The 25,430-nt window shown below is 59.6% G+C and carries 21 protein-coding genes and 1 pseudogene; 8 read left to right on the top strand and 14 right to left on the bottom strand.

Annotated elements, in window-relative coordinates; translation table 11 throughout:
* Position 1: 1 nt before the first annotated feature.
* Complete coding sequence (locus tag HMPREF0183_RS08750) at positions 2-484, bottom strand: GNAT family N-acetyltransferase (protein ID WP_005885093.1); 483 nt, start codon at positions 482-484, stop codon at positions 2-4.
* Positions 485-792: 308 nt separating this feature from the next.
* Here HMPREF0183_RS08750 and HMPREF0183_RS08745 point away from each other — a divergent pair, with 308 nt between their 5' ends.
* From HMPREF0183_RS08745 to HMPREF0183_RS08730, 4 genes are all read left to right on the top strand, one after another.
* Positions 793-2,160 carry an ABC transporter permease gene (locus HMPREF0183_RS08745; RefSeq protein WP_005885092.1) on the top strand — a complete coding sequence of 456 codons (1,368 nt, stop codon included), beginning with the start codon at positions 793-795 and terminating at the stop codon, positions 2,158-2,160.
* Complete coding sequence (locus HMPREF0183_RS08740) at positions 2,157-3,389, top strand: ABC transporter permease (protein WP_211205336.1); 1,233 nt, start codon at positions 2,157-2,159, stop codon at positions 3,387-3,389. The genes HMPREF0183_RS08745 and HMPREF0183_RS08740 overlap by 4 nt, the downstream gene beginning before the upstream one ends.
* A gap of 8 nt (positions 3,390-3,397) precedes the next feature.
* The gene (locus HMPREF0183_RS08735; protein ID WP_005885090.1) at positions 3,398-4,039 is read left to right on the top strand and encodes an ABC transporter ATP-binding protein; all 642 of its coding nucleotides are present in this window, start codon (positions 3,398-3,400) and stop codon (positions 4,037-4,039) included.
* 132 nt (positions 4,040-4,171) lie between these two features.
* Positions 4,172-5,383 carry a DUF819 family protein gene (locus tag HMPREF0183_RS08730; protein ID WP_005885089.1) on the top strand — a complete coding sequence of 404 codons (1,212 nt, stop codon included), beginning with the start codon at positions 4,172-4,174 and terminating at the stop codon, positions 5,381-5,383.
* Here the strand turns inward: HMPREF0183_RS08730 and HMPREF0183_RS12565 are convergent.
* Together HMPREF0183_RS12565 and pdxS are read right to left on the bottom strand one after the other, a co-directional pair.
* Positions 5,380-5,885: pseudogene (locus HMPREF0183_RS12565) on the bottom strand (pyridoxal 5'-phosphate synthase glutaminase subunit PdxT). The gene HMPREF0183_RS08730 and the pseudogene HMPREF0183_RS12565 overlap by 4 nt on opposite strands.
* On the bottom strand, positions 5,879-6,778 hold the full coding sequence (pdxS, locus tag HMPREF0183_RS08720; RefSeq protein WP_040348699.1) for a pyridoxal 5'-phosphate synthase lyase subunit PdxS: 900 nt from the start codon (positions 6,776-6,778) through the stop codon (positions 5,879-5,881). Before pdxS ends, HMPREF0183_RS12565 begins: the two are co-directional and overlap by 7 nt.
* A gap of 70 nt (positions 6,779-6,848) precedes the next feature.
* Here pdxS and HMPREF0183_RS08715 point away from each other — a divergent pair, with 70 nt between their 5' ends.
* Positions 6,849-8,207, top strand: coding sequence for an aminotransferase class I/II-fold pyridoxal phosphate-dependent enzyme (locus tag HMPREF0183_RS08715; protein WP_005885086.1), 1,359 nt, complete (start codon positions 6,849-6,851; stop codon positions 8,205-8,207).
* 53 nt (positions 8,208-8,260) lie between these two features.
* On the opposite strand, the gene HMPREF0183_RS08710 is transcribed toward HMPREF0183_RS08715, so the two are convergent.
* From HMPREF0183_RS08710 to aspS, 5 genes are all read right to left on the bottom strand, one after another.
* Positions 8,261-10,003 carry an HNH endonuclease signature motif containing protein gene (locus HMPREF0183_RS08710; RefSeq protein WP_005885085.1) on the bottom strand — a complete coding sequence of 581 codons (1,743 nt, stop codon included), beginning with the start codon at positions 10,001-10,003 and terminating at the stop codon, positions 8,261-8,263.
* A gap of 148 nt (positions 10,004-10,151) precedes the next feature.
* A complete protein-coding gene (locus tag HMPREF0183_RS08705; protein ID WP_050775395.1) occupies positions 10,152-10,784 on the bottom strand; it encodes a cation efflux transmembrane domain-containing protein in 633 nt (210 codons plus the stop codon).
* Between the two features lie 121 nt (positions 10,785-10,905).
* Entirely contained in the window at positions 10,906-11,532 is a 627-nt protein-coding gene (gene rpsD, locus HMPREF0183_RS08700) for a 30S ribosomal protein S4 (RefSeq protein WP_040348722.1), read from the bottom strand.
* 248 nt (positions 11,533-11,780) lie between these two features.
* Positions 11,781-13,106 (bottom strand): replication-associated recombination protein A, encoded by a 1,326-nt coding sequence (locus tag HMPREF0183_RS08695; protein ID WP_083801486.1) that lies wholly within the window; start codon positions 13,104-13,106, stop codon positions 11,781-11,783.
* 59 nt (positions 13,107-13,165) lie between these two features.
* The gene (gene aspS / locus HMPREF0183_RS08690) at positions 13,166-14,938 is read right to left on the bottom strand and encodes an aspartate--tRNA ligase (RefSeq protein ID WP_005885081.1); all 1,773 of its coding nucleotides are present in this window, start codon (positions 14,936-14,938) and stop codon (positions 13,166-13,168) included.
* A gap of 78 nt (positions 14,939-15,016) precedes the next feature.
* On the opposite strand from aspS, the gene HMPREF0183_RS08685 reads away from it, so the two are divergent.
* Positions 15,017-15,355 carry an ArsR/SmtB family transcription factor gene (locus HMPREF0183_RS08685; protein WP_005885080.1) on the top strand — a complete coding sequence of 113 codons (339 nt, stop codon included), beginning with the start codon at positions 15,017-15,019 and terminating at the stop codon, positions 15,353-15,355.
* Positions 15,356-15,385: 30 nt separating this feature from the next.
* Here HMPREF0183_RS08685 and hisS read toward each other — a convergent pair whose 3' ends face one another.
* Positions 15,386-16,720 (bottom strand): histidine--tRNA ligase, encoded by a 1,335-nt coding sequence (gene hisS, locus HMPREF0183_RS08680; protein WP_005885079.1) that lies wholly within the window; start codon positions 16,718-16,720, stop codon positions 15,386-15,388.
* A gap of 77 nt (positions 16,721-16,797) precedes the next feature.
* A complete protein-coding gene (locus HMPREF0183_RS08675) occupies positions 16,798-17,445 on the bottom strand; it encodes an MBL fold metallo-hydrolase (protein ID WP_005885078.1) in 648 nt (215 codons plus the stop codon).
* A gap of 121 nt (positions 17,446-17,566) precedes the next feature.
* Here HMPREF0183_RS08675 and HMPREF0183_RS08670 point away from each other — a divergent pair, with 121 nt between their 5' ends.
* Entirely contained in the window at positions 17,567-18,925 is a 1,359-nt protein-coding gene (locus HMPREF0183_RS08670; protein WP_005885077.1) for a DUF349 domain-containing protein, read from the top strand.
* Between the two features lie 60 nt (positions 18,926-18,985).
* Entirely contained in the window at positions 18,986-19,555 is a 570-nt protein-coding gene (locus HMPREF0183_RS08665) for a hypothetical protein (RefSeq protein ID WP_005885076.1), read from the top strand.
* 11 nt (positions 19,556-19,566) lie between these two features.
* On the opposite strand, the gene HMPREF0183_RS08660 is transcribed toward HMPREF0183_RS08665, so the two are convergent.
* From HMPREF0183_RS08660 to yajC, 4 genes are read right to left on the bottom strand one after another with little or no spacing between them, the layout of a single operon-like run.
* Complete coding sequence (locus HMPREF0183_RS08660; protein ID WP_040348694.1) at positions 19,567-21,855, bottom strand: RelA/SpoT family protein; 2,289 nt, start codon at positions 21,853-21,855, stop codon at positions 19,567-19,569.
* Between the two features lie 20 nt (positions 21,856-21,875).
* On the bottom strand, positions 21,876-22,877 hold the full coding sequence (gene secF, locus HMPREF0183_RS08655; RefSeq protein WP_005885074.1) for a protein translocase subunit SecF: 1,002 nt from the start codon (positions 22,875-22,877) through the stop codon (positions 21,876-21,878).
* The gene (gene secD, locus HMPREF0183_RS08650; protein WP_040348693.1) at positions 22,877-24,877 is read right to left on the bottom strand and encodes a protein translocase subunit SecD; all 2,001 of its coding nucleotides are present in this window, start codon (positions 24,875-24,877) and stop codon (positions 22,877-22,879) included. Before secD ends, secF begins: the two co-directional genes overlap by 1 nt.
* A 5-nt stretch (positions 24,878-24,882) precedes the next feature.
* The gene (gene yajC / locus HMPREF0183_RS08645) at positions 24,883-25,338 is read right to left on the bottom strand and encodes a preprotein translocase subunit YajC (RefSeq protein WP_050775394.1); all 456 of its coding nucleotides are present in this window, start codon (positions 25,336-25,338) and stop codon (positions 24,883-24,885) included.
* Between the last annotated feature and the right edge of the window lie 92 nt (positions 25,339-25,430).

Genomic DNA, 25,430 nt, shown 5'->3' with positions numbered 1-25,430 from the left:
GTTACACAAGCAAAAGCATCACGCCGTCATCCTCACGGCCACCGACATCCTCGAATCCGAGAGAGCGGTAGAGCTGCTTCGCGAAGTTGTCCGGTTCCACGGACAGGCTGATCCGGCGAAGACCCCGTACCTTCGCTTCAGAGACAAGCGCCTGAAGCAGACGTCGCCCCACCCCCTGGCCTCTGGCACCGCTCGACACCCACAGGCTTGCTTCGGGCGTCTGCTCATCGATGAAGCCGTACCCAGGGTCGTCCGCTGGCAGGAACTGGGCCCAGCAGACCCCGATCGGGTTTCCTTCGACCTCCGCGACGACGCCGAAGTCGCCACGCTCAGGGCGGATGGTCACGTAGTGCGAGAATTCTGGACGGGCCAGAATGTCATCCATCATGAAGCGCTCGCCGCACCAGTTCATATTGCCCAAGGTCGCTCGCTGCAGCAACGACGTCTCTTCGGGTCCGAACTGCCGGAACACAGGGGCCATCATGGCGATAATCCTATCGACTGCGACTACCTGAAAAAATACCTATAACGGCGAGCTATTGACTTCAAAATCAGCATGACCACGAATCAGTATGAACCTGCGGGAAGCACTGAGTTTCACCCATAGAGTTTTCGAAACTACGCCATTCTCTCCCTTGCCCACAGCTTGGGCGCAGATTGCTACCAGAATCGGTTCAGAATCGAATAGTAGATTCTCTTCGATCCTTTTCGGCGCGCCCGTACACACCGCACAGTGCACGTCACACAGCACCGTGCACACGCGCCAACCGTTTTTACCGTGAAAGGGAAACTTTGACGTTTCTAGGAAGAGCCTGGCGCTACTGTGTCCGAAAGCCAGTCAAAACACTCATCATTTTCGTCGTCTTCATCATCATGGCCACCGTGGTCATGGCGACCAGCGCCGTCACCCGCTCGGCTGACCAGGTCTCAGAGGAGATCGACGCGAAAACCGGCCGCGGGTTCGTCCTAGAGAACAACCCCCAGAACAACCTCGGCACACCCCGAGGTGCCGGCACCGTCAAGGCTGCGGACATCGCCACGCTCTCAAAACTGGACGGCGTGGAATCCCACGTCGCCCGGCAAAACGTCACCGCCGACCTGGTCAGCGCCAAGGCCCAGAAACTCGACCACGACGACTACGACAAACAGCGCGAAGAACAGTTCGGCAACGCCGTCAACGTGTGGGGCGTCAACAACAGCGAAATCGACAACAACTTCCGCAGCGGCACCCTCAAACTCACCCAGGGCCGCCACCTCACGCCCGACGACTCCCACAAAGCCCTCATTCACGAAGACCTCGCCAAAGCCAACAACCTCAAGGTAGGCGACACGCTCACCTTGAAGGGCAACAAGTACGACGTCGACAACCAACGCCAGTCCACCAAGGAAGTCAAAACCCAGATCGTGGGCCTGGTTTCAGGAGAGAACACTAAACCGGCCGCCACGCGCAACGAACTTTTCGCCAACACCGTGTTCACTGACCTGGACACCACTCGTGAGCTCTACCAGTTCACCCCAGAGACCGAGATCTACCAGGACGCCAACTTCTTCGTGTCCAAAGACGCCAACTTCGACGACGTCACCAAGGCCGCCAAGGCCCAAGGGATCGACTGGCAGAACTACCAGATCTCACCATCCACCCAGTACTTGTCCGGCATCACCGGCGCCGTCGACGGCATCAAGAGCATCATGCGCAACACCACCGTGGGCGCCACCATCTTCGCTGCCGCGGTCGTCGCACTCGTCCTGTTCCTGTGGCTGAACGAACGCAAGAAGGAAACCGGCACGCTACTGTCCATCGGCGTCACCAAGGCCAGCATCGCCGCCCAGTACCTCGCCGAACTCATCTTCATCGCCGTACCCGCCTTCATCTGCGCGTACTTCGCCGCGAACCGTTTCGCACAGTGGATGGGAGACACCACCCTGGCCAGCGTCAACAAATCCGCGGCCCAAGAAATGTCGCAAGCCGGTCAGTTCGGCGCCGACCTGGAGTCCTCGGCCTCCGCCCAAACCCTGGACAACCTCACCGTGGGACTCTCCCCCACCTCGGCGGTCCAGGCATCCATCATCTGCGTGGCCGTGATCGCCGTGGTCGTCGCCATCACCGCGGTGCCCATGTTGCGTAAGAGCCCCCGCGCGTTCCTCGTGGACGCGACATGACCCATCCTTGGTCCCGAGCAATCCGCTGCGTCACCCGCAAACCGCGCCGCAGCCTCCTCATGATCCTCATCATGACCGTGGTGTTCACCGCACTCGTCGCCCAGTCCGGCGTGCGTTCCACCATGGCCCACGTCAAGCACGCCATCAACACCAACGTGGGCGCGGGCTTCACGGCTACCAGTCCCAGCCAAAACGGCGCCCCCAGTGACAGCCCCAAGGGCATTGACCCTTCCCTGGCTGACCGGTTGGCTTCCCTGCCCGAGGTGGCAAAGCACAGTCTGGAAGCGTCCACCTTGGCGCGCCCCAAGGACGCCACGCCAGTGGCTGGCACCGGTGGCGTCCAGCTGGACCCGAAGTTCGCAGGCGACGTCAGCGTCACCGGTACCAGCGACTCCGAACTCAACCCGGCGTTCCAAGGCAAGCTGTACCAACTTACCGAGGGCTCGCACGTGGGCGCGGGCACAACGCAGGCGCTCATCCACCGGGAGTTCGCCAGCCACAACCACCTCGCGCCCGGCGACACCTTCACGCTCACCCGCGACGGTTCCAGCGTGACCGTCACCGTGGCGGGAATCTTTGATGGAAAGACCGAAAACCCCACCGGCCTGCCTTCCGGAGCGTCGCAGAACCAGGTTTTCACGGACCTTGAGTCCGCTCAGAAGCTGGGCGCGCCGCTGACCACGGGCCGATACTTCACACACAACGCGAACCAACTCACCAGCGCACTCGACGCCGCGAAGCGCACCGCCCCCGACCTCACCTTGGAGGACAACTCCGCGCAGTTCGCGCCCGTGCTGCAGGCCATCGCCGGGGTTGACCGGCTGCTGACCATCCTGTTGCTCGCCTTGTGCGTGGCAGGCGCGGGTGTGCTCACGTTGGTGAGCACGTTCTGGGCCCGAGGTCGCATCCACGAAATCGGCATCCTCCTGTCCCTGGGGAAGAGTAAGGGCAATGTGCTGGCCCAGTTCGCGATCGAGTCCAGCATCTTTGCCGCCGTCGCAACCCTCATCGCCGCCGGGGCGGGCACGGTGCTGTCGAACCACCTCGGGCGGGCGGTGTTTACCCAGGTTGGCGGGGAGACGCTTTCTGCCCTGCAGCTGACCACCAACGTCGGGGACGTTGTGGCGGCCCTGGCGTTGGGCTTCGTCATCGTGCTCTTAGGCGTATCCGTGGGCGTGCTACCACTCATCACGCAACGCCCCAAACGAATTCTTGCAAAACTCAGTTAGGAAACATCATGACCATCATGCAACTCGACCACGTCAACTTCACCTACGCGAGTGCCGCCAAGCGGGTGCTGAGCAACGTCAGTTACGACTTCGAGGTGGGCACGTTCTACGCGATCGTGGGCTCCTCAGGGGCGGGTAAGACCACCATGTTGAGCCTGCTTGCAGGCCTCGACGCGCCCACTCAAGGCGCGGTTCTGTTTGACGGCGACGACATTGCCACCACCGGGTACACGCGCCACCGCAGGGACCAGATTGCGTTGGTATTCCAGAACTACAACCTGATCGACTACCTCACGCCGTTGGAGAACCTGCGCCTGGTCAACCCCAAGGCCAGTGTTGAAGATCTCACACGGTTGGGGATCGACGAGGCCGCGGCCAAGCGCAACGTGTTGGCCCTGTCCGGTGGGCAGCAACAGCGCGTGGCGATTGGGCGCGCGTTGGTGTCCTCAGCACCCGTGATCCTGGCTGATGAGCCCACCGGAAACCTGGACGAGGACACCGCCCAGGGTGTCATCGAGATCCTGCGCGACGCCGCCCACGAGCAGAACAAGTGCGTGATCGTAGTGACTCACTCGCGGCAGCTTGCGCGCGCCGCCGATGTCACCCTGCGTCTGGAACAACGCAAGCTGGTGGAGAGGAAGAAGGCTTAAGCGCTTGGGGGCCAGAAATCACCGGTGCGCTGCCACACATGTTGTACGGTTGTGATACGCGTCACCTGACGCTCGCTGGTGTCGGTGCTCGTGGACCCATGAACGTACCCGTATCGACAGCATAGGAGCGCGATGATCTCCGACGGTTTCTTCTTCCTGGCCACCCTGATAGGTATCTCAGCGATCCTGGTGTACTTGGAGAAACGTCGGGGGTTCGCGGTGTTCAAGTACGTACCCGGGTTTGTGTTCCTGTACCTGATCGCGGCCACGTTGAACACGCTGGGCGTGTTCGCGCAGTCCGATTCGATCGATGCCGTGGGGTCTGGAGTCAAGGACGCGTTACTGCCGGCCATGATCATGTTGTTGCTGTTCCAGTGCGACGTGCGTCAGATCATCAAACTGGGCCCCAAGCTTATGCTCACGTACGTGGCGGCGGTCGTGTCGATTTTCGCTGGGTTTGTGGTTGCGTTCCTCCTGTTTAAAGGTGTTTTGGATCCCGAGGCGTGGAAGGGTTTCGCGGCGCTGGCAGGTTCGTGGACCGGTGGTTCGGCGAATATGGTGGCCGTCCAGGAAATCCTTCAGGCGCCTGAGTCACTGTTTGGGCACGTGCTGATCGTGGACACCATCGTGTACTCGCTGTGGTTGCTGCTGATGTTTTCCGGAACGGGAATCGCCCAGCGCTTCAACGCCTGGGTTAAGGCCGACACCTCCTACCTCGAAACCCAAGCTGCGGCGGTCACGAACCCGGGTGACACCTCGGCGGCGGAAGGCGGCATGTCCAACGGCGGCGATTCCAATGGCGGCGGTGAAACCCTGGACCTTGTGGCGCTGTTCCGAGTCATCGCGTTGGGGCTGTTCGCCTCAGCGGCGGCCACGTGGGTGGGTAATCAGTTGCCCGAGATTGGCGTGGTCGTCACCTCCACCACCTGGACCATTCTGATCGTGAGTGTATTAGGGCTGATCATCGGGTCCACGCGGTTTGGCAAGATGCCCGGCGCGTCCGAGGTGTCCCACATCATGCTGTACATCATCATCGGGATTATTGCGGCCGGGTCGGACTTCAGTTCGCTGGTCGAAGCGCCGCTGTACCTGCTGGCCGGGTTCGTGGTGGTCACCTTCCACCTGCTGCTCATGGTGGTTTACGCGAAGCTCACCCGCACCGAACTGTTCAGCCTGGCCGTCGCCTCTATCGCCAACATTGGTGGTGTGGCATCAGCGCCCGTGGTAGCCAGCGCGTACAGCCAGCAGCTGGTACCCGTGGGTGTGCTGTATGCGCTCATTGGCGCGTTTGCGGGTACGTTCTTCGGGCTGGCTACCGGGCAGATACTGAGTATGTTGAGCTAGCCGCGTCGCGCGCGTGCCTTGTCCATGAGTCGCGCGTGGAAGCGCGTCTCGCCGGTGAGCTCGGGGTGGAAAGACGTCCCCAGAAGGTTGCCTTGTTCGACTGCGACTACCTCGCCTCCCGGGAGGGTGGCAAGAGAGCGGGCGGCGGGGCCCACCTCGGCGACAATGGGCGCACGGATGAACACGGCGCGTACCGGCTCCTCCCCCAGGTCAGGGGCGTGCAGATCCGGTCCGCAAGCAGGATCAGGACCGCGCACGTGCCGTAGACGGGGAGGCCGGCCGCGATCGCTGCTTGGATGGGTTTCTGAAGGTCGAATGCACGCGACAGTTTGTCGATCATGCTTGATTCACCACCCGGAAGCACCAGCGCTTCGACCTGTGACAGTTCGTGTGGCCGGCGCACTAAGGTGACCTGAGCGCCCAGGGTTTCAAGTGTGTGTGCATGTTCTCGCACGCCACCCTGGAGCGCCAGGATACCTACGCGAACGGGCGCGTTCACCAGCCACGCTCTGCGAGGCGGTGCGGTGCTGGGAGGTCCGCGACGTTGATGCCCACCATGGCTTCACCCAGGCCACGGGACACGTCCGCGATGACGGCCGGGTCGTCGTAGAACGCGGTAGCCTTAACGATCGCCTGTGCGCGTTTGGCCGGGTCACCTGACTTGAAGATACCCGAGCCCACGAACACGCCGTCGGCGCCCAACTGCATCATCATGGCGGCGTCGGCAGGGGTGGCGACTCCTCCGGCGGTGAAGAGGACAACGGGGAGCTGGCCTGTGCTGGCGACCTCGGCCACCAGGTCGTATGGGGCCTGGAGTTCCTTTGCGGCGACATAGAGTTCGTCTGGTGTCAGAGCGCGCAGACGGTTGATTTCAGCGGTGATGGTGCGAATGTGCTTGGTGGCTTCCGAGACGTCACCGGTTCCGGCTTCACCCTTGGAACGGATCATGGCGGCACCTTCCGTAATGCGGCGGAGTGCCTCACCCAGGTTGGTGGCGCCGCACACGAACGGCACGTCGAACTTTTGCTTGTCGATGTGGTTGACGTAGTCGGCAGGTGAGAGGACCTCGGACTCGTCGATGTAGTCCACGCCCAGCTCTTGAAGTACCTGCGCTTCCACAAAGTGGCCGATGCGCGCCTTGGCCATCACCGGGATCGATACCGCGTTGATGATGCCGTCGATGAGGTCCGGGTCGCTCATGCGGGCAACGCCACCCTGGGCGCGGATGTCGGCCGGCACACGTTCCAGGGCCATGACCGCGACCGCTCCGGCGTCCTCTGCGATTTTCGCCTGGTCCGGGGTCACTACGTCCATGATGACGCCACCCTTGAGCATGTCGGCGAGTCCGCGCTTCACGCGGCCGGTGCCGTGGTGGTTTTCACCCGTGTTTGTCATGTTGGTCTCCTTTGTCTTTGCTGGCCTGTCCCAGCGCTTTTGCTTTTGGTCTAGGCCAAACGAATGTACCATGTCACAGCCTAGACTGGAGCATGTGACTCACCACATGGAAATAACTGGGCAATCTGCGAGCGACATCGCCGACTCGGTCCGCACCCTCATCGACCGCGGACACCTGCGCCCCGGCGACCTGTTGCCACCCGTGCGCACCCTCGCCCGAGATTTAGGCGTCAACCGCAACACCACCGTGGCTGCGTACCGACTGTTGGCGACCTCGGGCCTGGTGGTTGGGCAGGGGCGCGCAGGCACCCGAGTTGCCGACCTCTCCCCTGGCCCCCAGGACGGGTACGCGACAGATGGGGCGGATGACACCTCGGCCGAGGTGGTGGACCTTGCCAGCGGCAACCCGCTTCCAGCGCTGATTCCCGATGTGCGCCCGGCCCTCACCGCGGCCGCGGGACACACGGTGTTGTACGGCGAGCCGGTGGTAGATGCGGGGCTCGCCCAGTGGGCGCGGGAGTGGTTTGCCCCGTATGTGCCGGGGGCGTTTGAACTGTCGGTGACGTCTGGCGCAGTGGATGCGATTGAGCGGTTGTTGGCGCAGTCACTCATGCGCGATGACGCGGTGGGCTTGGAGGATCCGTGCTTTTTGGCGAGTCAGCAGACGGTGCGGTTGGGCGGGTATCGCACGGTGCCGATTGCGGTTGACGAGCGTGGCATGACGCCTGACGGCTTGCGGGCCGCACTTGAGGCGGGGGTGCGCGCGGTGGTGTGTACGCCTCGGGCGCAGAATCCCACGGGCGCGTCGATTGATGCCGAGCGAGCCCAGCAGTTGCGTGAGGTTTTGGCCGACTACCCGTATGTGCTGGTGATCGAGGATGACTATTACTCGTTGTTGTCGCGGGTGCCGTTTGAGTCGATTGTGGGGCCTGAGCATCAGCGGTGGGCACTGGTGCGGTCGCTCTCAAAGTTCATTGGGCCCGATATTTGTGTTGCCCTGGTTGCCTCTGACCGGGAGACGGCGTCTCGGTTGGCGTTGCGGTTGAGCCCGGGCACCACGTGGGTGAGTCACTTGTTGCAGCGGATCGCGTTGGCGCAGCTTACCGATGCCAACGCGCGGGCTCTCATTGAGCGCGCCGCCGGCGTGTATGCGGATAACAACGAGGCGTTTGTGCGGGCGCTTGCTGGGCATGGCGTTGAGGCTTTGGCTGGTGACGGTATCAGCGTGTGGGTGCCGGTGGGGGCTCCCGCGGCCGAGGTGGCCTCCCGTTTGGCTCGTCACGGCTGGACCGTGCGTCCTGGCGATGAGTTTGGGCTTACCGAGGGTGGGCCTGCCAGTCACCATATTCGCGTGACCGTGCATGAGCTCAGTGAAGCACAGCTTGAGAGTTTCGTTTCCGACCTTGTGATGGCTGGCGGGTATGCGTAGACCTCGCAAAAAAGTTGGTTGGCTTGGCGGCTGGCTTGGTTGGGCATCCACCGCTACTCAAGCGAACTGGCGAACGCTTCTAGTTGTTTGTAGTGCGCTTGGTGTAGTGGTGATGCAGGCGGGTAGGACAACACGGTGCCGATCCGTGGGAACTCCCATTCCACTCCCCCGTCGCTTGTGCGCTTGGCGGTAAGTCGACCTTCTGTTTTGGCCTGATGATGCTTGCGACACATAGGGTGCAGGTTTTCAAGCACCGTCTGTCCACCGTTTTTGGGGCTCGCATGGTTGAACGGTTCGATATGGTCTTTGTCGCACGTCCGGGCGAGTCGGTTACACCACGGCACGGAACAGTACACCCATCTGACTTCGAGTGTCCGAGCCAGCTGCTTGGTTACCCTGTACCTGGTGGGCATAATTTCACACACTTCTCCCGTGGAGGGGTCGGTGAAGTACCTGTATATCGACGACGCTTCTCTTAACAGTTTGTCTGTGGTGTAGGCATCCAATGCGAATGTGTTGTTCACCATCACCGGCACCGGCGGGCCTGTCGCGCTTCTGCTTTTCGCAGGACCCTCGCGCTCTTGAAGTCCGCCCGCATCTATTTCCTGTGGGCCATCTCCGTCTCTCACCTGGGTCCTGCGTTCGCCTCTTGATCGTGGCCTGTCTTCGTTTGGCATGAGTCGTACTACCGGAACCATCACGTTGATTCCCGCTTGGGACTTCAACCACTCTTCGTTAGTTGGAATCGAGATGGTAAGTTTGACTTCTTTCACTTGCGTAGCACCGCAAGCTTCGTCTTGGTCGAGCCACATCTGTATTGCTTCTTCACCGTACTGTGGCGCCGGAACATCGCAACCTTCGGTCAGGCCGGTGGCTTTCGTCATGCCGGTGCGCGTGATTCGGGCCGTAACCTGCGTTGCGGGCCGAGCCCCGGTGAGCATGTCGTACATCACCTGGTGAAGCAACCGCTCTTCGTTTATTTCCACTTCTCCCATGCTACGCACGGGGACTTCTGTCGTAGGCGTGAAGTCTTTGCTTCCAATGTGGGCCGAGAAGCTGCCGATGGCCCCATGAATAATGGCACGGGCTCCACCTTCGAGGCGTTTGTGCATTGCTTCGATTTCGATGCTGGGGCCGATCAAGCTCAGCACCGATTCGCCACCTGGATTGTGGGTACACACGACCCGGCGGTTTTCCCTCACATGTTCATTGGTTTCTTGAGGCGTGGAGAGCATCGCGATGATTTCATTGACGTACTTCCTGAAAACTTTTGGCGAGACATCCAACCGCCGATCCATCATCAAACGGTCGAACTCAATAATGTCGATACCAGCCATTGCCACTTGCGCAGCGGTGGCTCGCACTCGCTCATACGACAGCTGGCCGTTCTGAACATAGCTCCACAGTCCTGGCATCAGGAGTGCCATGGTCACGATGGGTCGAATACGCGATGGCACCTGACGGCTAGTGCAATCAAGCGCAGTGGCAAAAATCCCGGCATCTTCAACGGAAAGTTCGTACTGCAGGCGCACAATATCTTCGACAAGCACATACCCCACGCCATCAATGCGTACGTATCGCGTAGGAACGCCCGAACTTCCCGCAAGTTCGGCAAGCCTAGACATTTCCAACCTCACTTTTTCGAGCTGCTTGGGCGCCATTACAGGAAGGATCTTCACGAACAATTGAACGACTACGCGCGCCAGTGTGACAAGACCTGCATCAGCTGAACGCCGAGCCTTTGTCAATACATCAATCTCTCGGCAACTACGTTCTTCAATACCGCGTTCGTACATTGTCCTCACCTCCCAATGCCTCTATTCTATTATGAATCGAACGCATGCACAAGAGGTCAAACGAAATTATTTCGATTTATTTTCGACTCCCCTATGCGACGCCATCGCCGCAACACTGCAGCCCACACATCATAGGTTTACGGGCCCCTCACCCTTCCAGTTCGGGCACCTCGGCGCGGGCTTGTTCGAAAACTTCTTTGGCCGCGTACAGGATGATCACGCCAATGACCAGCCCCACAACAACGTCGGGCCACACACTGGCCCAGAACACCGTCACCACGCCAGCGGCAATGATCATCACGTTCGCCAGCGCGTCATTGCGCGCGGCCAGCCACGCGCCCGTCATGAGCGCGCCACCACCGGTCCGCACCCGGAACAGCAACACCGCGCTCACCACGTTGATCACCAGCGCGCCCACCGCGGTCACCGACAGCGTCATCGGCTCCGGCGGCTCCCCCGTCACCAGCTTCAACCCGACCATCACAAACGCCGCCACCGCAGGCAACAGAATCAGTCCAGCCAACACGTAACTGGCCTTCCGCCGCGCGCTCAAAGACCACCCCACCGCGGTCAACACCAGCAGGTTGATCATCGTGTCCTCGAGGAAATCGGCCGCGTCCGCAAACAACGACGCCGACCCAATCACCAACGCCACGACACTCTCGCCCACGAACCCCACAAAGTTGATCGCAGCCACGACCGCAAGCATCACCCGCGCCTTCCCGGCCACGTTGGCGGCGTTGATGTTTCCCGAGGTGTCAGATGGTCCCAGCTCAGCCATCGTTTCCTTCAACATAGGTGGGGCGCACCCGCCCCACGTTCGCCACTTCCCTATTTACCCAAAAACCCGCACAAAGCAAAAGCCCGAGGCCGGAAACGACCTCGGGCTTCTGAATCAAGCTTTAGCGTGAGTAGTGCTCAACGACCAGCTGAACGTCACAGGTCACTGGGATCTCTTCGCGCTTTGGGCGACGCAGCAGCGTAGCCTGCAGAGCTTCCAAGTTCACGTTGAGGTAACCAGGAACGGTAGGCAGAACGTCGCGGTGTGCACCAGCGGCAGCCACCTGAAACGGGTCCATTGGCTGTGAACGTTCGTGCACGTGGATCATCTGGCCTTCCTTCACACGGTAGGAAGGACGGTCCACACGCTGACCGTCAACACAGATGTGACGGTGCACCACGAACTGACGCGCCTGGGAAATGGTGCGAGCGAAACCAGCACGCAGAACCAGAGCGTCCAGACGCATTTCCAGTAGCTCAACCAGTGCTTCACCGGTCAGACCAGACTCTTTACGAGCTTCCTTGTAGGTCTTGAGCATCTGAGCCTCGCGGATACCGTACTGAGCACGCAAACGCTGCTTTTCTTTCAGACGGATCGAGTAGTCAGAGTCATTACGACGACGAGCGCGACCGTGCTCACCCGGTGGGTATGGACGGCGCTCAAAGTACTTTTCAGCTTTAGGGGTCAGTGGAAGACCCAGGGCACGCGACAGGCGAACCTGACGGCGTGAACGCATTGCAGATGACATGTTTACCTTTCGGTTTGGTATTGCGTCACACCGCGACGTGGCCGTCTGCACAGCCGAACTCGGATCGTGGTGCAACAGTTGTTTCCCCCTGTGGGAAAGCAATCGACGCATGCGAGTCCACGCGCACGAAGGCCGCCCGAAAACGGGCACAACAGCAGAAAACTTTACCACGGTAGCCACACCAACCGCCAGTTCGTACATCTTGGGCTCAGTTCAACCGGCGCCTAAATCTCCTGGCGCACCCCGCGCTACTTAGGCTCCCGTAGCTGCTGCAGGATCGCCAAGCGTTCAGCCATGCCCTTTTCGTAGCCGTTGTCGGTGGGGTCGTAGTACTGCGTGCCCACCAGAGAATCCGGCAAATACTGCTGCGGCGACACAGAATGAGGGAAGTCGTGCGAGTACTTGTACCCCACGCCGTGCCCCAGCCCCTTGGCACCCGGGTAGTGCGCGTCCCGCAAATGCGGTGGCACCTCACCCGACTTGCCGGCCTTCACATCGGCCAACGCCTTGTTAATCCCCATGTAAGCGGCGTTCGACTTAGGCGCCAACGCCAAATACACCACCGCTTGCGCCAGCGGAATCCGGCCCTCCGGCATCCCGATCCGCTCCACCGCCGTCTGCGCGGACACCGCCACCGTCAACGCGTTCGGATCGGCCATGCCAATGTCCTCCGACGCCGAAATCACCACGCGCCTACAAATGAACCGCGGGTCCTCACCCGCTGAAATCATGCGCGCCAAATAGTGCAATGCCGCATCCGGGTCAGAACCCCGAATCGACTTAATGAACGCACTGATCACGTCATAGTGCTGGTCCCCCGCCCGGTCGTACCGGACAACGGCAGCCTGGGCCGCCTCGGCCGCGTGCCTCTCCTCAATCACGGGCGCCCCGGAGTCAGAGTCCGCCCCAGAGCCCGCGCCGTCACCCTCAGCGCCGCCGTCCTTCTCAGCCTTCGCCGAGGCGGCAGCGGCTTCCAGCACGGTCAGCGACCTGCGCGCGTCCCCGCTGGCGACCGAAACAATGTAATCCAGCGCCTCCTCGGACAGCTCGAACTGCCCTGCCAGACCCCGCGGGTCCGACACCGCACGCGTCACCAAGGTGCGCAGGTGTTCCTCCGTCAACGGTTTGAGCTGCAGAACCAAGGACCGCGACACCAACGGCGCAATCACCGAAAACGACGGGTTCTCGGTCGTCGCCGCCACCAACACCACCAGCCGATTCTCCACCGCCGGCAACAACGCGTCCTGCTGCGCCTTGGAAAACCGGTGGATCTCGTCCAAGAACAACACCGTGGTGAGCCCGCGCATCTCCCGGTCGCGCCTGGCGTTCTCGATCACCTCACGCACGTCCTTCACGCCCGCGGTGATCGCTGACAACTCCACGAACCGGCGCCCCTCGGCGTGGGACACCGCGTGCGCAATGGTGGTCTTTCCCACCCCGGGCGGGCCGTACAAAATGACCGAGGTGGCCCCGGCTACCCCGCGCGGGTCCGACTCTGCGAGTTGCCTCAGCGGCGAACCCTTAAATGTCAGATGGTCCTGCCCCACCAGTTCGTCAATGGAGCGCGGGCGCATACGAACGGCCAGGGGATCAAGCACCGATCCCCCGGCCGCGTCGTCAAAAAGATCCACTCTTATTCGTCGTCTTCCGGCGTGTAGTCCACGCCCGCTTCCTTGCGCTGCTGGTCCGTAATCGGAGCAGGTGCAGCCGTGAGCGGGTCGTATCCGTTACCCGACTTGGGGAACGCAATAGTGTCGCGAATCGATTCGGTTCCCGCGAGCAGTGACACCAGACGGTCCCATCCGAACGCAATACCACCGTGCGGAGGCGCCCCGAACTTGAACGCGTCCAGCAGGAAGCCGAACTTCTCCTGCGCGTCCTCCTGGCTGATACCCATGACCTTGAACACGCGTTCCTGAACGTCGGGACGGTGGATACGGATCGACCCACCACCGATCTCGTTACCGTTACACACGATGTCGTACGCATACGCCAACGCGGAACCCGGGTCCGTGTCGAACGTGTCCGCAAACTCTGGCTTAGGCGCGGTGAACGCGTGGTGCACAGCTGTCCATGAGCCGTCGCCAACTGCCACGTCTCCGGCAGCCACTGCGTCCTCGGCCGGTTCGAACATGGGCGCATCCACGACCCACACGAACGACCAGTCGCCTTCCTTGATGAGTCCCGTGCGCTCACCGATCTCAACCCGCGCAGCACCTAGCAGCGCACGCGAGTCCGTGGCCTTACCGGCTGCGAAGAAAATCGCGTCACCCGGGTTGGCACCAACAGCGGCAGCCAAACCGTTCTTTTCTTCATCCGACAGATTCTTGGCCACCGGACCGCCCAGCGTGCCGTCTTCGCCCACCTGCACGTATGCCAAGCCCTTGGCACCGCGCTGCTTGGCCCAATCCTGCCACGCATCGAACTGACGACGAGGCAGCGACGCTCCACCCGGGTACACAACAGCACCCACGTACGGCGCCTGGAACACGCGGAACCCAGTGCCCGCGAAGTACTCCGTGAGGTCCGTCAGCGGCAGGCCGAACCGCAGGTCCGGCTTGTCGGTTCCGTACTTCTCCATAGCGTCTTTGTACGTCATGCGCTCAATAGGCGTAGGAATCTCCACGTCGATGAGCTTCCACAGCTCAACCAGGATTTCTTCAGCCAACGCGATGATGTCGTCCTGCTCGACGAAGCTGGCCTCGATGTCCAACTGCGTGAACTCGGGCTGGCGGTCGGCGCGGAAGTCCTCGTCACGGTAGCACCGCGCAATCTGGTAGTAGCGCTCCATGCCTGCAACCTGCAACAGCTGCTTAAACAGCTGCGGCGACTGTGGCAACGCGTACCACGAACCCGGTTTCAGGCGCGCAGGCACCACGAAGTCACGCGCGCCTTCGGGCGTCGAACGGGTCAACGTAGGCGTTTCAATTTCAATGAACTTGTGCTTGTCCAGCACCTGACGAGCCGTCTTGTTGACATCCGAACGCAGACGCAGCACATTGCCTGAGGCCGGGCGACGCAGATCCAGGTAACGGTACTTCAGACGGGTTTCCTCACCCACCTTGGAGTCTTCAGCGTGCTCAGACACCTGGAACGGAAGTGCGGCCGCCTGCGCAAGAATCTCGACGTCGGTGTCCACAACCTCGATCTCACCGGTAGGCAGTGCGTCGTTCGTGTTGCCCTCCGGACGTGGCTTGACCGTTCCCGTGACCTTGACGACCGTTTCGTTCTTCAGCTCATCAGCAACGTCTTCGTGAACCACAACCTGCACAATGCCTGACGCGTCACGCAGATCAATGAACGCCACACCACCGTGGTCGCGACGACGATCGACCCAACCCGTCACCGTCACCGTCTGATCGACGTGGTCAGTACGCAAGCTTCCAGCTTCGTGAGTACGTAGCACCGAAGAGTCTCCTAGAGTAGAAAAGTCAGTATTCACATCCTAGGTTAGTCCAGGATGAATCCCGAACCAGGAGAACGCATGGAAACTCAACCCGAGGCCGTTGACAACCCCACCTCGGCACAAGTGCAGGTGGCGGCCGAAACTTTCCGCATGCTCTCCTCGCCCACCCGTTTACTCACCGTGTGGTTTCTCACCCACAACGAGTACGACGTGACAGGACTTGCCGACGCAACCGGCACCTCGGTCCAATCCATCAGCCAACACTTAGCCAAAATGCGCTTAGCCGGACTGGTGTCCTCCCGGCGCGACGGCCGCCGCATCTACTACGTGGTGGACGACCCGCACGTGGTCACGATGGTCACCCAAATGTTTGAACACATCGCGCCCGACGGCTCCCTGGCCCCGGACCCGGAGTAAACACCGGGCCCGGCACCCAGCCCGCAAGCCCTAAACGACCCGCACGACCTGCGGCCACAGATCCGCAGCCGGCGGAAGCCACTCGTCAGCAGCCGCAGATTCCTGCTTCCCTGAACGAATGTCCTTGACTTCGTGCCCCGATTCGCCGTCAGTAAACCACACGAACGGGATCCCCCGCTTGTCCGCAAACTTGATCTGCTTGCCGAATTTCGACGCCACCGGCGACACATCCGCAGGAATCCCCCGCTCACGCAAGGACCGCGCCACACTGTTGGCTTCTGCACGCGTCTCTTCATCGGTCACTGCGACCAAAACAGCCGTGGGCACCTCGCGCGTAGCCGTGAGTACCCGGTCCTTACCGATCAACCGCGACATCAACCGCGAAACCCCAATGGACATGCCCACGCCCGGGTACACGCGCTTGTCCGTGCGTGCCAACGCGTCATAACGACCACCTGAAGCCACCGAGCCCAAAGACTCGTGCCCCTGCAACAAGGTCTCGTACACAGTGCCCGTGTAGTAATCCAAACCTCGGGCGATCTTCAACTGCGCAACCACTGACCCCGGGGACTGTGCGTGTGCCTGATCAATGAGCTTGACCAGTGCCTCCACGCCCTCGTCCAACATGTCGTTGCTGACACCCAACGCCGCCACCCTGTCGGCAAATTCCGTCGTCGCAGACTCAATGTCAGCCAGTTTGAGGCAGGCCTCCGCCTGGGCCGAGGTGGCCCCCGCCTCCTCCTGCAGAAGTTCAGCTACCCGTTGCGGGCCGATCTTGTCGTACTTGTCGATACAGCGTAGGACCGCGGTGATGTTCTCCAGACCCACACCTCGGGCGAACCCCTCAATGAGCTTGCGGTTGTTCGCAACCACCTTCACCGGTGGCACACCCAGCTCACCCAGAGCGTCAAACGCCTGCACAATGACCAACGGCACTTCGTACTCGAAGTGCTCAGGCAGAGTGTCCTCGGCAATGATGTCAATATCCGCCTGGATGAACTCGCGGTAGCGGCCGTCCTGGGGCCGTTCGCCACGCCACACCGGCTGGATCTGATACCGCTTAAACGGAAAGTTCAAGTGACCAGCGTTTTCCACCACGTATCGCGCAGTAGGAACCGTGAGGTCGAAGTGCAACCCCATAGGGTTCTTTTCAGAACCTTCTGAGTGCAGACGCGACACCGCAAAGATTTCTTTGTCGATCTCACCGTCTTTAGCCAAGGCTGACAGTGGTTCAACCGCGCGCGTATGGATCCCAGCGTAACCGTTGAGCTCAAACGTGTGCTTGAGAAGATCGATGATCCGTTCTTCAACGGCTCGGTCGGCTGGTAACCATTCGGGAAAACCTGAAAGTTTGGCGGTTGCCACAGTACTAACTCCTTATATGCCCAGATTTCTGGCCATACCTATTATGTCAGTGCTTGCGATGAGAGCGCGCTGGGCGATCACAAAAATGGATTCACGCGCTTCTCGTGGTCAAGCCGCGTAGCAGGACCGTGGCCCGGGTACACCGGCTGATTCGCAAGCCCCTTCACAATCTCCAAGGACCGTTGCATGGCCTCCGGGTCACCGCCGGGCAAGTCCACGCGCCCAATCGACCCGGCGAACAACACATCACCGGTGAAGAGAAGAGACTCGTTTCCCTCTGTCACTTCAAACACGCACGAGCCCTCCGTGTGGCCCGGCGTGTGAATAATCCGAATGTCCAAGCCTGCCAACTGCAACACGTCACCGTCGCTGAAACGCTGCACCTGGGGCACTTCCCACTGCGCAACAAGAGGCGCAAGCATGGCCTTGAACTGCGGGTTCATCGTCTCAGCTGGACGTTCTACCCGATACATGTCGTCTGCGTGCAGATACGTGGGCAGCGCACCAAACTCTTCATAAAAGTGTGGGAGTCCCAAAATGTGGTCCGGGTGACCGTGGGTGAGCACGAGCGCTGTGGGTGTCAGCCCTTCTTCTTTCAGCAATTCATAAAGCTCAGGGGCACCATTGAGGCCTGCGTCGAACAACACACACTCGGAAGCGCCCTCACGCGCCACCGCGTAGCAGTTGACACCTAAAAATTCGGCAACACTGGAAAGAACAAACATAAACCAAGTGTACGAACGTCCCCCATCACCCACGAAAACGGTTATGCTAGCAATGTTGTCAACACTGCCGAGTGATCACACGTGATTCGACCGGCACCGCTAACAGTAATCCTAGGTAACTATGTCTGACTCACCCGCACCCAAGCCTCGTCCCGTCCCACGTCCGGGAGCCACTCCCCAACCCGGCACTCAGCCGGTCGCACCCGTTGCTCGAGACCGGAAAGCTGAGCTGGAAAAAGCGCGCGCATTTGGTCGCGTAGACGAAAACAACACTGTCTTTGTCAAAGTGGTGGGCGGTGAACGCGAAGTTGGCCAGTATCCAGACGCGGACAACGAGCAGGCACTTAACTACTTCGCTAAGAAGTACCTCGAACTTGTCGAATCAGCAGACCTCCTCGCTGAACGCCTCAAGGCAGGCGCCAACGGCGAAACTATTCGCCAGGCAGCGGTCAAACAACGCGAAGCACTCGCTGAAGCTCTCGTCGTTGGTGACCTAAATGCTCTCGAAACCGCCCTGTCCGAACTCGAAGAACGTGCGAAAGCTGCTCACACTCAGCAACAGAAACAGCACGAACAGGCCCGCGAAGAAGGACGCCAAGCACGCGCGGCCATTGTGGAAGAGGCAGAGTCGATCGCCGGAACCGATCCTGCGCGCGTTCAGTGGAAGAACTCCAGCAAGCGTATGAACGAACTGTTCGACCGTTGGAAGGAACTCCAGGCCTCCACCCCACGCCTGCCAAAGGACCAGGACCAAGAGCTGTGGGGACGTTTCTCCAAGGCACGCAACAGCTTCGACCGTCACCGCCGCGAATTCTTCAACGAACTCGACAAGCGTTCAGCAGAAGGCAAGCGCATCAAAGAAGGCATCGTCGCGGAAGCAGAATCCCTGTCGAATTCCACCGAATGGCGCGAAACCGCTGCCAAGTACCGCAAGCTGGTTGACAAGTGGAAGGCCGCTCCCCGCGCACGTCGCAAAGAGGACGACGCGCTGTGGGCACGTTTCCGCGCAGCCCAAGACGTGTTCTTCAACGCGCGCAACGCACAGAACGAAGCTCTCGACGCCGAATACCAAGAGAACCTCAAAGTGAAAGAGGAACTCTTGGAGCAGGCACGCGCCCTGTTGCCCATCGAAGACATTGAAGCGACGCGCAAAAAACTCCGCGATATTCAGGAAAAGTGGGAAGACGCGGGCCGTGTGCCACGTGCTGACGTCTCCCGTATGGAAGGCGGACTGCGCGACGTCGAACGTGCTCTCAGCGACGCCGAGAACGAAGAATGGAAGCGCACCAACCCAGAAACCAAGGCCCGCACCAGCGGTGTCATGGCCCAGCTGGAAGACGCTCTAGAAGAACTGCGCAAAGAACTCGACGTTGCACGCGAAAAGGGCGACCAGAAGCGTATCGCTGAAGCCGAAGAAGCGCTCAACACCAAACAAGCGTGGTATGACCAGTTGAGCAAGACCGCACAGGAACTCGACTAGTTATCCACAGATCCTTCTCCCCCTCTATGAATTGACCGCATAACCGGTCACAGTTGTTACATGACACAACTGTTCACCGCGGGAGAAGGACTTTCACACCACCAACTCGTCTCACTCGAGTTGGACGGGTTGCTCACCCCGCTCACACAACAGTGTTGGGTGGCCTCTGGGGAACCCATCACTCCCACAGTGCGGAGCAACGCACTTACCACTCCACCTGTCAAACACGTAGCCTTCTCGCACGAAACTGCGTACTGGGTGTGGTGGGGAGACGGCATGTCACCGGAAACCACCTCGGTCTCCGCAACAAAACGCAAACGAGTCCGCTCAATTCACGACGGTTTCCATATCCACGAAACCCTTGTCCCCCACGGCCATACGGTGAAGCTGGGTAAGAACTATGTGACGTCCGAATCCGCCACCCTGTACGCACTCTTGTTCGACCTGTGCGAAGACCGCGTGCCACCAGAAACCAGCGTGGCACAAGCACGCGACCTGCTGTTGCGCATTCCTGCTGAGGCCCGCGTGGCATTCGCCACGTTTCTACGCGGACTGTACCGCCGACCACGGCTGACGCGACTGCGAAAACTCGCTCACCTAGCCGATCCGCTTATCGCTCACCTGGGTTGACGTCAACTCAGCTACGTTGACTTCAACCGGTACACGTCGAAAACACCATCTACTTGGCGCACCGCGTTGAGCACGTTGTCCAAGTGGCTCGCATCCCCAATCTCAAACACAAAACGTGACTGAGCCACCCGCGCTTTAGACGTCGCCACGGAGGCAGACAAAATGTTCACGTGCGTCTCGCTCAACACCCGGGTGATATCGGACAACAGGCCCGCACGGTCCAGCGCTTCGACCTGAATCTGAACCAGGTACACACCCGAAGACGTGTTAGTCCATTCGACCTCAACCAAGCGCTCCGTGTCATAGGACGCGACATTGGGGCAGTCTTTACGGTGGACAGAAACCCCTGCCCCACGCGTGACAAATCCAGTAATCTGGTCACCTGGAACAGGAGTACAGCACCGGGCCAATTTGATGAGAATGTCATCTGCGCCCACCACGCGTACACCCTCAGAGGACGAGTGGTGACCACGTGACTTGCCCGTGGGGTTCGACGGCGGAAGCGTTGCGACATTCGCGTCATCCGGCGAACTGTCGACTTCCTTGGCCAAAAGATCAACCACGTGGGCTGCCGAAATATTGCCTTGGCCAATCGCCGCATACAACGCGGTCACATCCGGCAGGCGTTGCTCGTTCGCAACGACAACCAACGCTTCTTGGCTCATGAGCTTCTCAGCGGACAAGTGGTGGCGACGCATCGCGCGAGCCAACTGGTCACGACCGTTCTCAACCGCTTCTTCTCGCCGTTCCTTAGAGAACCACTGGCGGATCTTACTGCGCGCACGCGGTGAGGCCACAAACGCCAACCAGTCACGCGACGGCCCAGCGTTCTCATCCTTGGACGTGAACACTTCAACGACATCGCCGTTCTTCAGCTGGGTATCCAAAGGAAGCAAGCGGCCGTTGACGCGCGCACCCATGGTCTTGTGCCCCACCTCGGTGTGGACGGAATACGCAAAGTCCACCGGCGTTGAATTCACGGGAAGTGTGATGATGTCCCCCTTGGGGGTGAACACGTACACGTCCGCGCTTTTCACTTCATAGCGCAGGTTGTCGAGGAACTCGTCGGGGTCGGTGACCTCACGCTGCCAGTCCAGTAGCTGACGCAACCATTGAACCTGGTCGACTTCGCCCGCGTCGCCCACTTTTGCCATGCGCCCCGAGGCTGCTCCACCCGATTTGCGACGGTCCTTGTACTTCCAGTGGGCAGCAACACCAAATTCGGCTCGCCGGTGCATTTCGTGCGTCCGGATTTGAATCTCAACCGGCTTGCCCGTAGGCCCAATGACCGTGGTGTGCAGGCTCTGGTACATGTTGAACTTGGGCATGGCGATGTAGTCCTTGAATCGCCCCGCAACAGGTGACCACTTAGCGTGGACAATACCCAACACCGCATAACATTCGCGTTCCGTCTCTACCAGAACGCGCACACCCACCAGGTCATAAATATCGGCAAACTCGTGGCCTCGTACCACCATCTTTTGGTAGATCGAATAGTAGTGCTTAGGACGTCCCGTAATGGTCGCCTCGATCTTCGCGCCGGTGAGTTCCCGCCCCAGCTCTTTTGACACAGTGGCCAAATACTTTTCGCGCTCAGGCGTGCGCTCGGCAACCATGCGCACAATTTCGGAGTACACCTTGGGATACAGAACCTGGAATGACAGGTCTTCCAGCTCCCACTTGATGGTGTTCATCCCGAGGCGGTGGGCCAGAGGCGCGAAAATGTCCAGGGTTTCGCGGGCCTTGCGTTCAGAAGAAGAAGCCGGCACGTACTTCCACGTGCGCGCGTTGTGCAAACGGTCGGCGAGCTTAATGACCAGCACACGAATGTCCCGGCTCATGGCCACGATCATCTTGCGCACGGTTTCCGACTGCGCCGCCGCGCCGTACTGGATCTTGTCGAGCTTGGTCACGCCGTCGACCATGAGCGCGATCTCATCGCCGAACTCTTCACGGCACTGGTCCATGCCGTAGTCGGTATCTTCTACCGTGTCGTGTAGAAGTGCCGCAGCCAAGGTCACGGGCATCATGCCGATCTCAGCCAAAATCGTTGCCACCGCAACCGGGTGGGTGATGTACGGGTCACCACTCTTGCGTGTTTGCCCGCGGTGAGCCTTCTCAGCTACCCGGTACGCCTTCAGAATGATATTGATGTCGGCCTTGGGATGGTTCTCCGCGACCGCAGACAACAAAGGCCCCAGCGCTTTAGGAACCTGTGGAGCATTTTGGCTTCTGGCAGTCCAAAAGGCCAAACGGGAAATTCCGCGTGGCCTTTTCGACGTTGATTCAGGTTGAGACATGGAAACCCACTACACAGCAACTACACGGCAGCAGGTTCTGCAGACTTCTTCGACGCACGTGCTTCCAGAACAGCGTTCTCCTGTTCACGCACCGCTGGTTCGTTCTTCCGCAAGAAGTAGTACAGCGGAGACGCAACAAACAAGGTCGACGCAGCCGCGGTAATCGTTCCGACAAACAGCGACAGGGCAATATCCACCAGTGTTCCAGCACCCAGCATGAACACACCAATGAACAGAATCGACGCTATAGGCAAGATCGAAATCACCGTGGTGTTAATCGAGCGTACCGTGGTCTGGTTGACGCCCAAGTTCACCAGCTCACCGAAGGTCTGCTTGCGGTTCTTTGTGAAATCAGTCGTGTTTTCTCGGATCTTGTCGAACACCACCACCGTGTCATACAACGAGAACGAAAGGACCGTGAGGAACCCAATCACCGCCTCGGGCGTCACTTCAAAGCCCGACGCCGAATAAATCCCCATGGTGGTGATCATCACGAAGAACAGACCAGCAATAGCTGCCAGCGACATCTTCCACGTGCGGAAATACAGTGCCATCACAATCATCGAAATGACCACGAAGATCACCAGAGCGCGCGTCATCTTGTTGGTAATGTCCTGACCCCACAGCGGCCCAACGAAGTTGGAGGTGACGTCCTTGTTGTCCACGCTGTACGCGCTGATCAAAGCCTCGCGCACTTTCTGCATTTCCTCATCGGAAAGTTGGCGGGTCTCAATCCGGACCGAGGTGTCCGAACGGGGCACGCCGGTCGCCTCGGCGTGACCGACCGTCTTGTTAGTGGCGTCGATACCAGGCTGCGGGTCGTTCGACTTCACGTTCGAGATTTCAAACTCAGAACCACCTCGGAAAGCGATACCCAAGTTGAAACCACCCACAACAGGGATGAGCAGGGACAGAATCACCAGCACCGTAGCAATCGAAAGCCACAGTTTGCCCTTACCCACGAACGGGATGGACGTTTCACCCGAGTGGAGGCGGTTACCAAACTCAAAAAAGCGCTTCATTATGCGTCCTCCTCCGTGGTCTTTGTTTTCGTGTCCACGGATGAGGCCTTACGTTCAGCCGCCTTCCGCTCTGCCAAAGTTTGACCCGACTTACGAGTCCGGGACTCTTCGCGTCGCTTGGCTTCCTTGTGGGAACGACCCGTGCTCTTCTTCCGTGCCTTGTCCAGATCCAGTCCCATAGCGCCTCGGTACGCTTCCGGTTTCACACCCAACTGGCGAGGGTCCATACCCGACATAGGGTGTCCCTCACCAAAGAAGCGGGTACGAGCGAGCACCTGGAGCATGGGGTGCGTGAACAGAACCACGATCACAACGTCGACAATCACGGTCAAACCAAGCGTGAATGCGAACCCACGCACGGATCCCACGGCCAGAATAAACAGGATCACCGCGGCCAACATGTTCACGGCCTTGGACGCGTAAATGGTACGGCGTGCACGGTCCCAACCGACTTCAACAGCCGAAAGGAGTTTACGGCCGTCACGTAGCTCGTCTCGAACACGTTCGAAGTACACAATGAACGAGTCGGCGGCCATACCAATACCGATGATGATACCGGCGACACCGGCCAGCGAGAGGCGATAACCATAACGCCACGACACGAACAGCAAGAGTCCCCACGTCAGCACACCGGCGACCACCAGACTGGACACGGTCACCAAGCCCAGGACTCGGTACTGCAAGAGCGAGTACACAACCACGAGCAGCAGACCAATTCCACCGGTGATCAGACCCACCTTGAGGTAGTCAGCACCCAACGTGGGCGAAATCTGCTGTTCGCTCTGCACCTTAAAGCTGATGGGCAATGCACCGTTCTTCAGCTGGTTTGCAAGCGTCGACGCCTCTTCTTCGCTGAAGCTACCGGTAATCTGTGCGCGACCGTCTGTCACCGCACTCTGGGAGACAGGTGCTGACAGAACCAGACCGTCAAGGACAATCGCAAACTGGTTGTACGGAGGCTGAGCACCCGTGACAGCAGAGGTGACCTTTCCGAACACTTCACGGCCAAAGTCGTCGAACTCCATGGTGACGGCCAGTCGGTTGGTCTGGGTTCCCTGCGAGGTTGACTCGAATCCGAAGCTCGCGTCCTTCACGTGCGAACCAGCGAGCTCAACAGGTCCAAGAATGTACTTCGCTTCACCCGTTTGGTCACATGACACCATCGGTTCGTCACGTGGGCCAGAGTCACCACCAACCCGGTTTTCCGGTTTGGTGCAGTCGAGCTTGGCGTACTCTTCAAGCAGTTTGGAGTCCATCCACGACTGCTGGTCTTCCGGCTTGAAACGTGGCACGTCGTCCTGGGAACCAGGTTCGAAATCTTCTGGCAGCTTCGAAGGTTCTTCTTCTGACTTCTGTTCTGGTTGTTCGCCCTGTTGTGGCTCTTTGCCTTCTTCAGATGGGGCTGGCTGCGCTACCGGGCGAATGTTAGACGAGCCGGGGTTCGCGGGTTCCTGAGGCTGGCCCTGCTGTGGGGCACCCTGCTCTGGCTGGCTCTGTCCGCCCTGGCCACCGAGAAGTTCGTCGAGCTTTTTCTGGTCTTCTTCAGAGAGCTTAGGTCCCGTGTCTTCTTGGGGCTTATCTTCTTGTTGCTGTTGGTCCAAAGGCGTTGGAGCACCCACGAGTGCTACGCGCCTAAAGGCCAACTGGGCCGAAGACCGCACCAAGTTACGAGTTTCTTCATCGGGGTTACCCGGCAGGTTCACCACAATGTTGCGGTCACCCTGCGTGCTGATCTCCGCTTCAGAAACACCGGTGGAGTCCACACGTTGACGAATAATCGCAACGGCCTGTTGCAGTTGCTCTCGCGTCACCTGCTGGTCTTCAAGCTGTGGCTCCAGGATGATGGACGTTCCACCTTCCAAGTCCAAAGCCAATTTGGGCGACCAGGTCGCATTCGACCAAACCGCACCGGCGCCCACAAGCGCGAAAATGATTACAATAAAAGCTCCAAGCGCCAAAAACCGGCGCCCAGGACGGGGCTTTTTGTCAATAGATGCCACGGTTTTTACTTCTTGTCGGAATCGTTTGTGTCAGCGTTATCGTTAGTCATCGCGTTGCGCTTCGCTTCGTTCATCGCATCAAGCTCAGCGTCAGTAATACGTGGCGCTGTGTCCGCCTTCGACTCTTCAACGGCAGGCTCGTCAACATCTGAAGCTACATCCGAACTCACATCCGCGTCCGCTTCAGGAACAGCAGGAGCTTCACCTTCTGGAGCTTCAATCTGCGCAATGGTCTGACGGTGGATCACCACGTTGGTCCCTGGTGTTGTCTCAACGGTCACCTTGATCCCGTCTTCGTCAACGTCGGTCACAGTCCCAAACATCCCGAAGCTCGTCATCACGGTCGCGCCAACACGCAAGTTGTTCGAAAGTTTCTCCTGCTGTGCTTTCTGCCGCTTACGCGTGTTCATCATAAAGAACAGCAGAAGCCCACCTAGAGCAACCAGAAGGATAATCTCCACGACCAAACCCTTTCGAAGTCATTTAACGCCAAAATTGTAGTCTAATACTTAACCGGGCAACACCCAATCGCACAGACCGCACGCGTCAAAAA

Source organism: Brevibacterium mcbrellneri ATCC 49030 (assembly GCF_000178455.1).
GTDB lineage: Bacteria > Actinomycetota > Actinomycetes > Actinomycetales > Brevibacteriaceae > Brevibacterium > Brevibacterium mcbrellneri.
This window is presented reverse-complemented; position numbering and strand designations above follow the sequence as displayed.

What these genes read in the sequence shown, in the direction of transcription:
- HMPREF0183_RS08750 (WP_005885093.1), bottom strand. Translation starts at nt 484, where the DNA reads ATGATGGCCCCTGTGTTCCGGCAGTTCGGACCCGAAGAGACGTCGTTG.
- HMPREF0183_RS08740 (WP_211205336.1), top strand. Translation starts at nt 2,157, where the DNA reads ATGACCCATCCTTGGTCCCGAGCAATCCGCTGCGTCACCCGCAAACCG.
- HMPREF0183_RS08735 (WP_005885090.1), top strand. Translation starts at nt 3,398, where the DNA reads ATGACCATCATGCAACTCGACCACGTCAACTTCACCTACGCGAGTGCC.
- HMPREF0183_RS08730 (WP_005885089.1), top strand. Translation starts at nt 4,172, where the DNA reads ATGATCTCCGACGGTTTCTTCTTCCTGGCCACCCTGATAGGTATCTCA.
- pdxS (WP_040348699.1), bottom strand. Translation starts at nt 6,778, where the DNA reads ATGACAAACACGGGTGAAAACCACCACGGCACCGGCCGCGTGAAGCGC.
- HMPREF0183_RS08715 (WP_005885086.1), top strand. Translation starts at nt 6,849, where the DNA reads ATGTCACAGCCTAGACTGGAGCATGTGACTCACCACATGGAAATAACT.
- HMPREF0183_RS08710 (WP_005885085.1), bottom strand. Translation starts at nt 10,003, where the DNA reads ATGTACGAACGCGGTATTGAAGAACGTAGTTGCCGAGAGATTGATGTA.
- HMPREF0183_RS08705 (WP_050775395.1), bottom strand. Translation starts at nt 10,784, where the DNA reads ATGGCTGAGCTGGGACCATCTGACACCTCGGGAAACATCAACGCCGCC.
- rpsD (WP_040348722.1), bottom strand. Translation starts at nt 11,532, where the DNA reads ATGTCATCTGCAATGCGTTCACGCCGTCAGGTTCGCCTGTCGCGTGCC.
- HMPREF0183_RS08695 (WP_083801486.1), bottom strand. Translation starts at nt 13,106, where the DNA reads ATGCGCCCGCGCTCCATTGACGAACTGGTGGGGCAGGACCATCTGACA.
- HMPREF0183_RS08685 (WP_005885080.1), top strand. Translation starts at nt 15,017, where the DNA reads ATGGAAACTCAACCCGAGGCCGTTGACAACCCCACCTCGGCACAAGTG.
- HMPREF0183_RS08675 (WP_005885078.1), bottom strand. Translation starts at nt 17,445, where the DNA reads ATGTTTGTTCTTTCCAGTGTTGCCGAATTTTTAGGTGTCAACTGCTAC.
- HMPREF0183_RS08670 (WP_005885077.1), top strand. Translation starts at nt 17,567, where the DNA reads ATGTCTGACTCACCCGCACCCAAGCCTCGTCCCGTCCCACGTCCGGGA.
- HMPREF0183_RS08665 (WP_005885076.1), top strand. Translation starts at nt 18,986, where the DNA reads ATGACACAACTGTTCACCGCGGGAGAAGGACTTTCACACCACCAACTC.
- HMPREF0183_RS08660 (WP_040348694.1), bottom strand. Translation starts at nt 21,855, where the DNA reads ATGTCTCAACCTGAATCAACGTCGAAAAGGCCACGCGGAATTTCCCGT.
- secF (WP_005885074.1), bottom strand. Translation starts at nt 22,877, where the DNA reads ATGAAGCGCTTTTTTGAGTTTGGTAACCGCCTCCACTCGGGTGAAACG.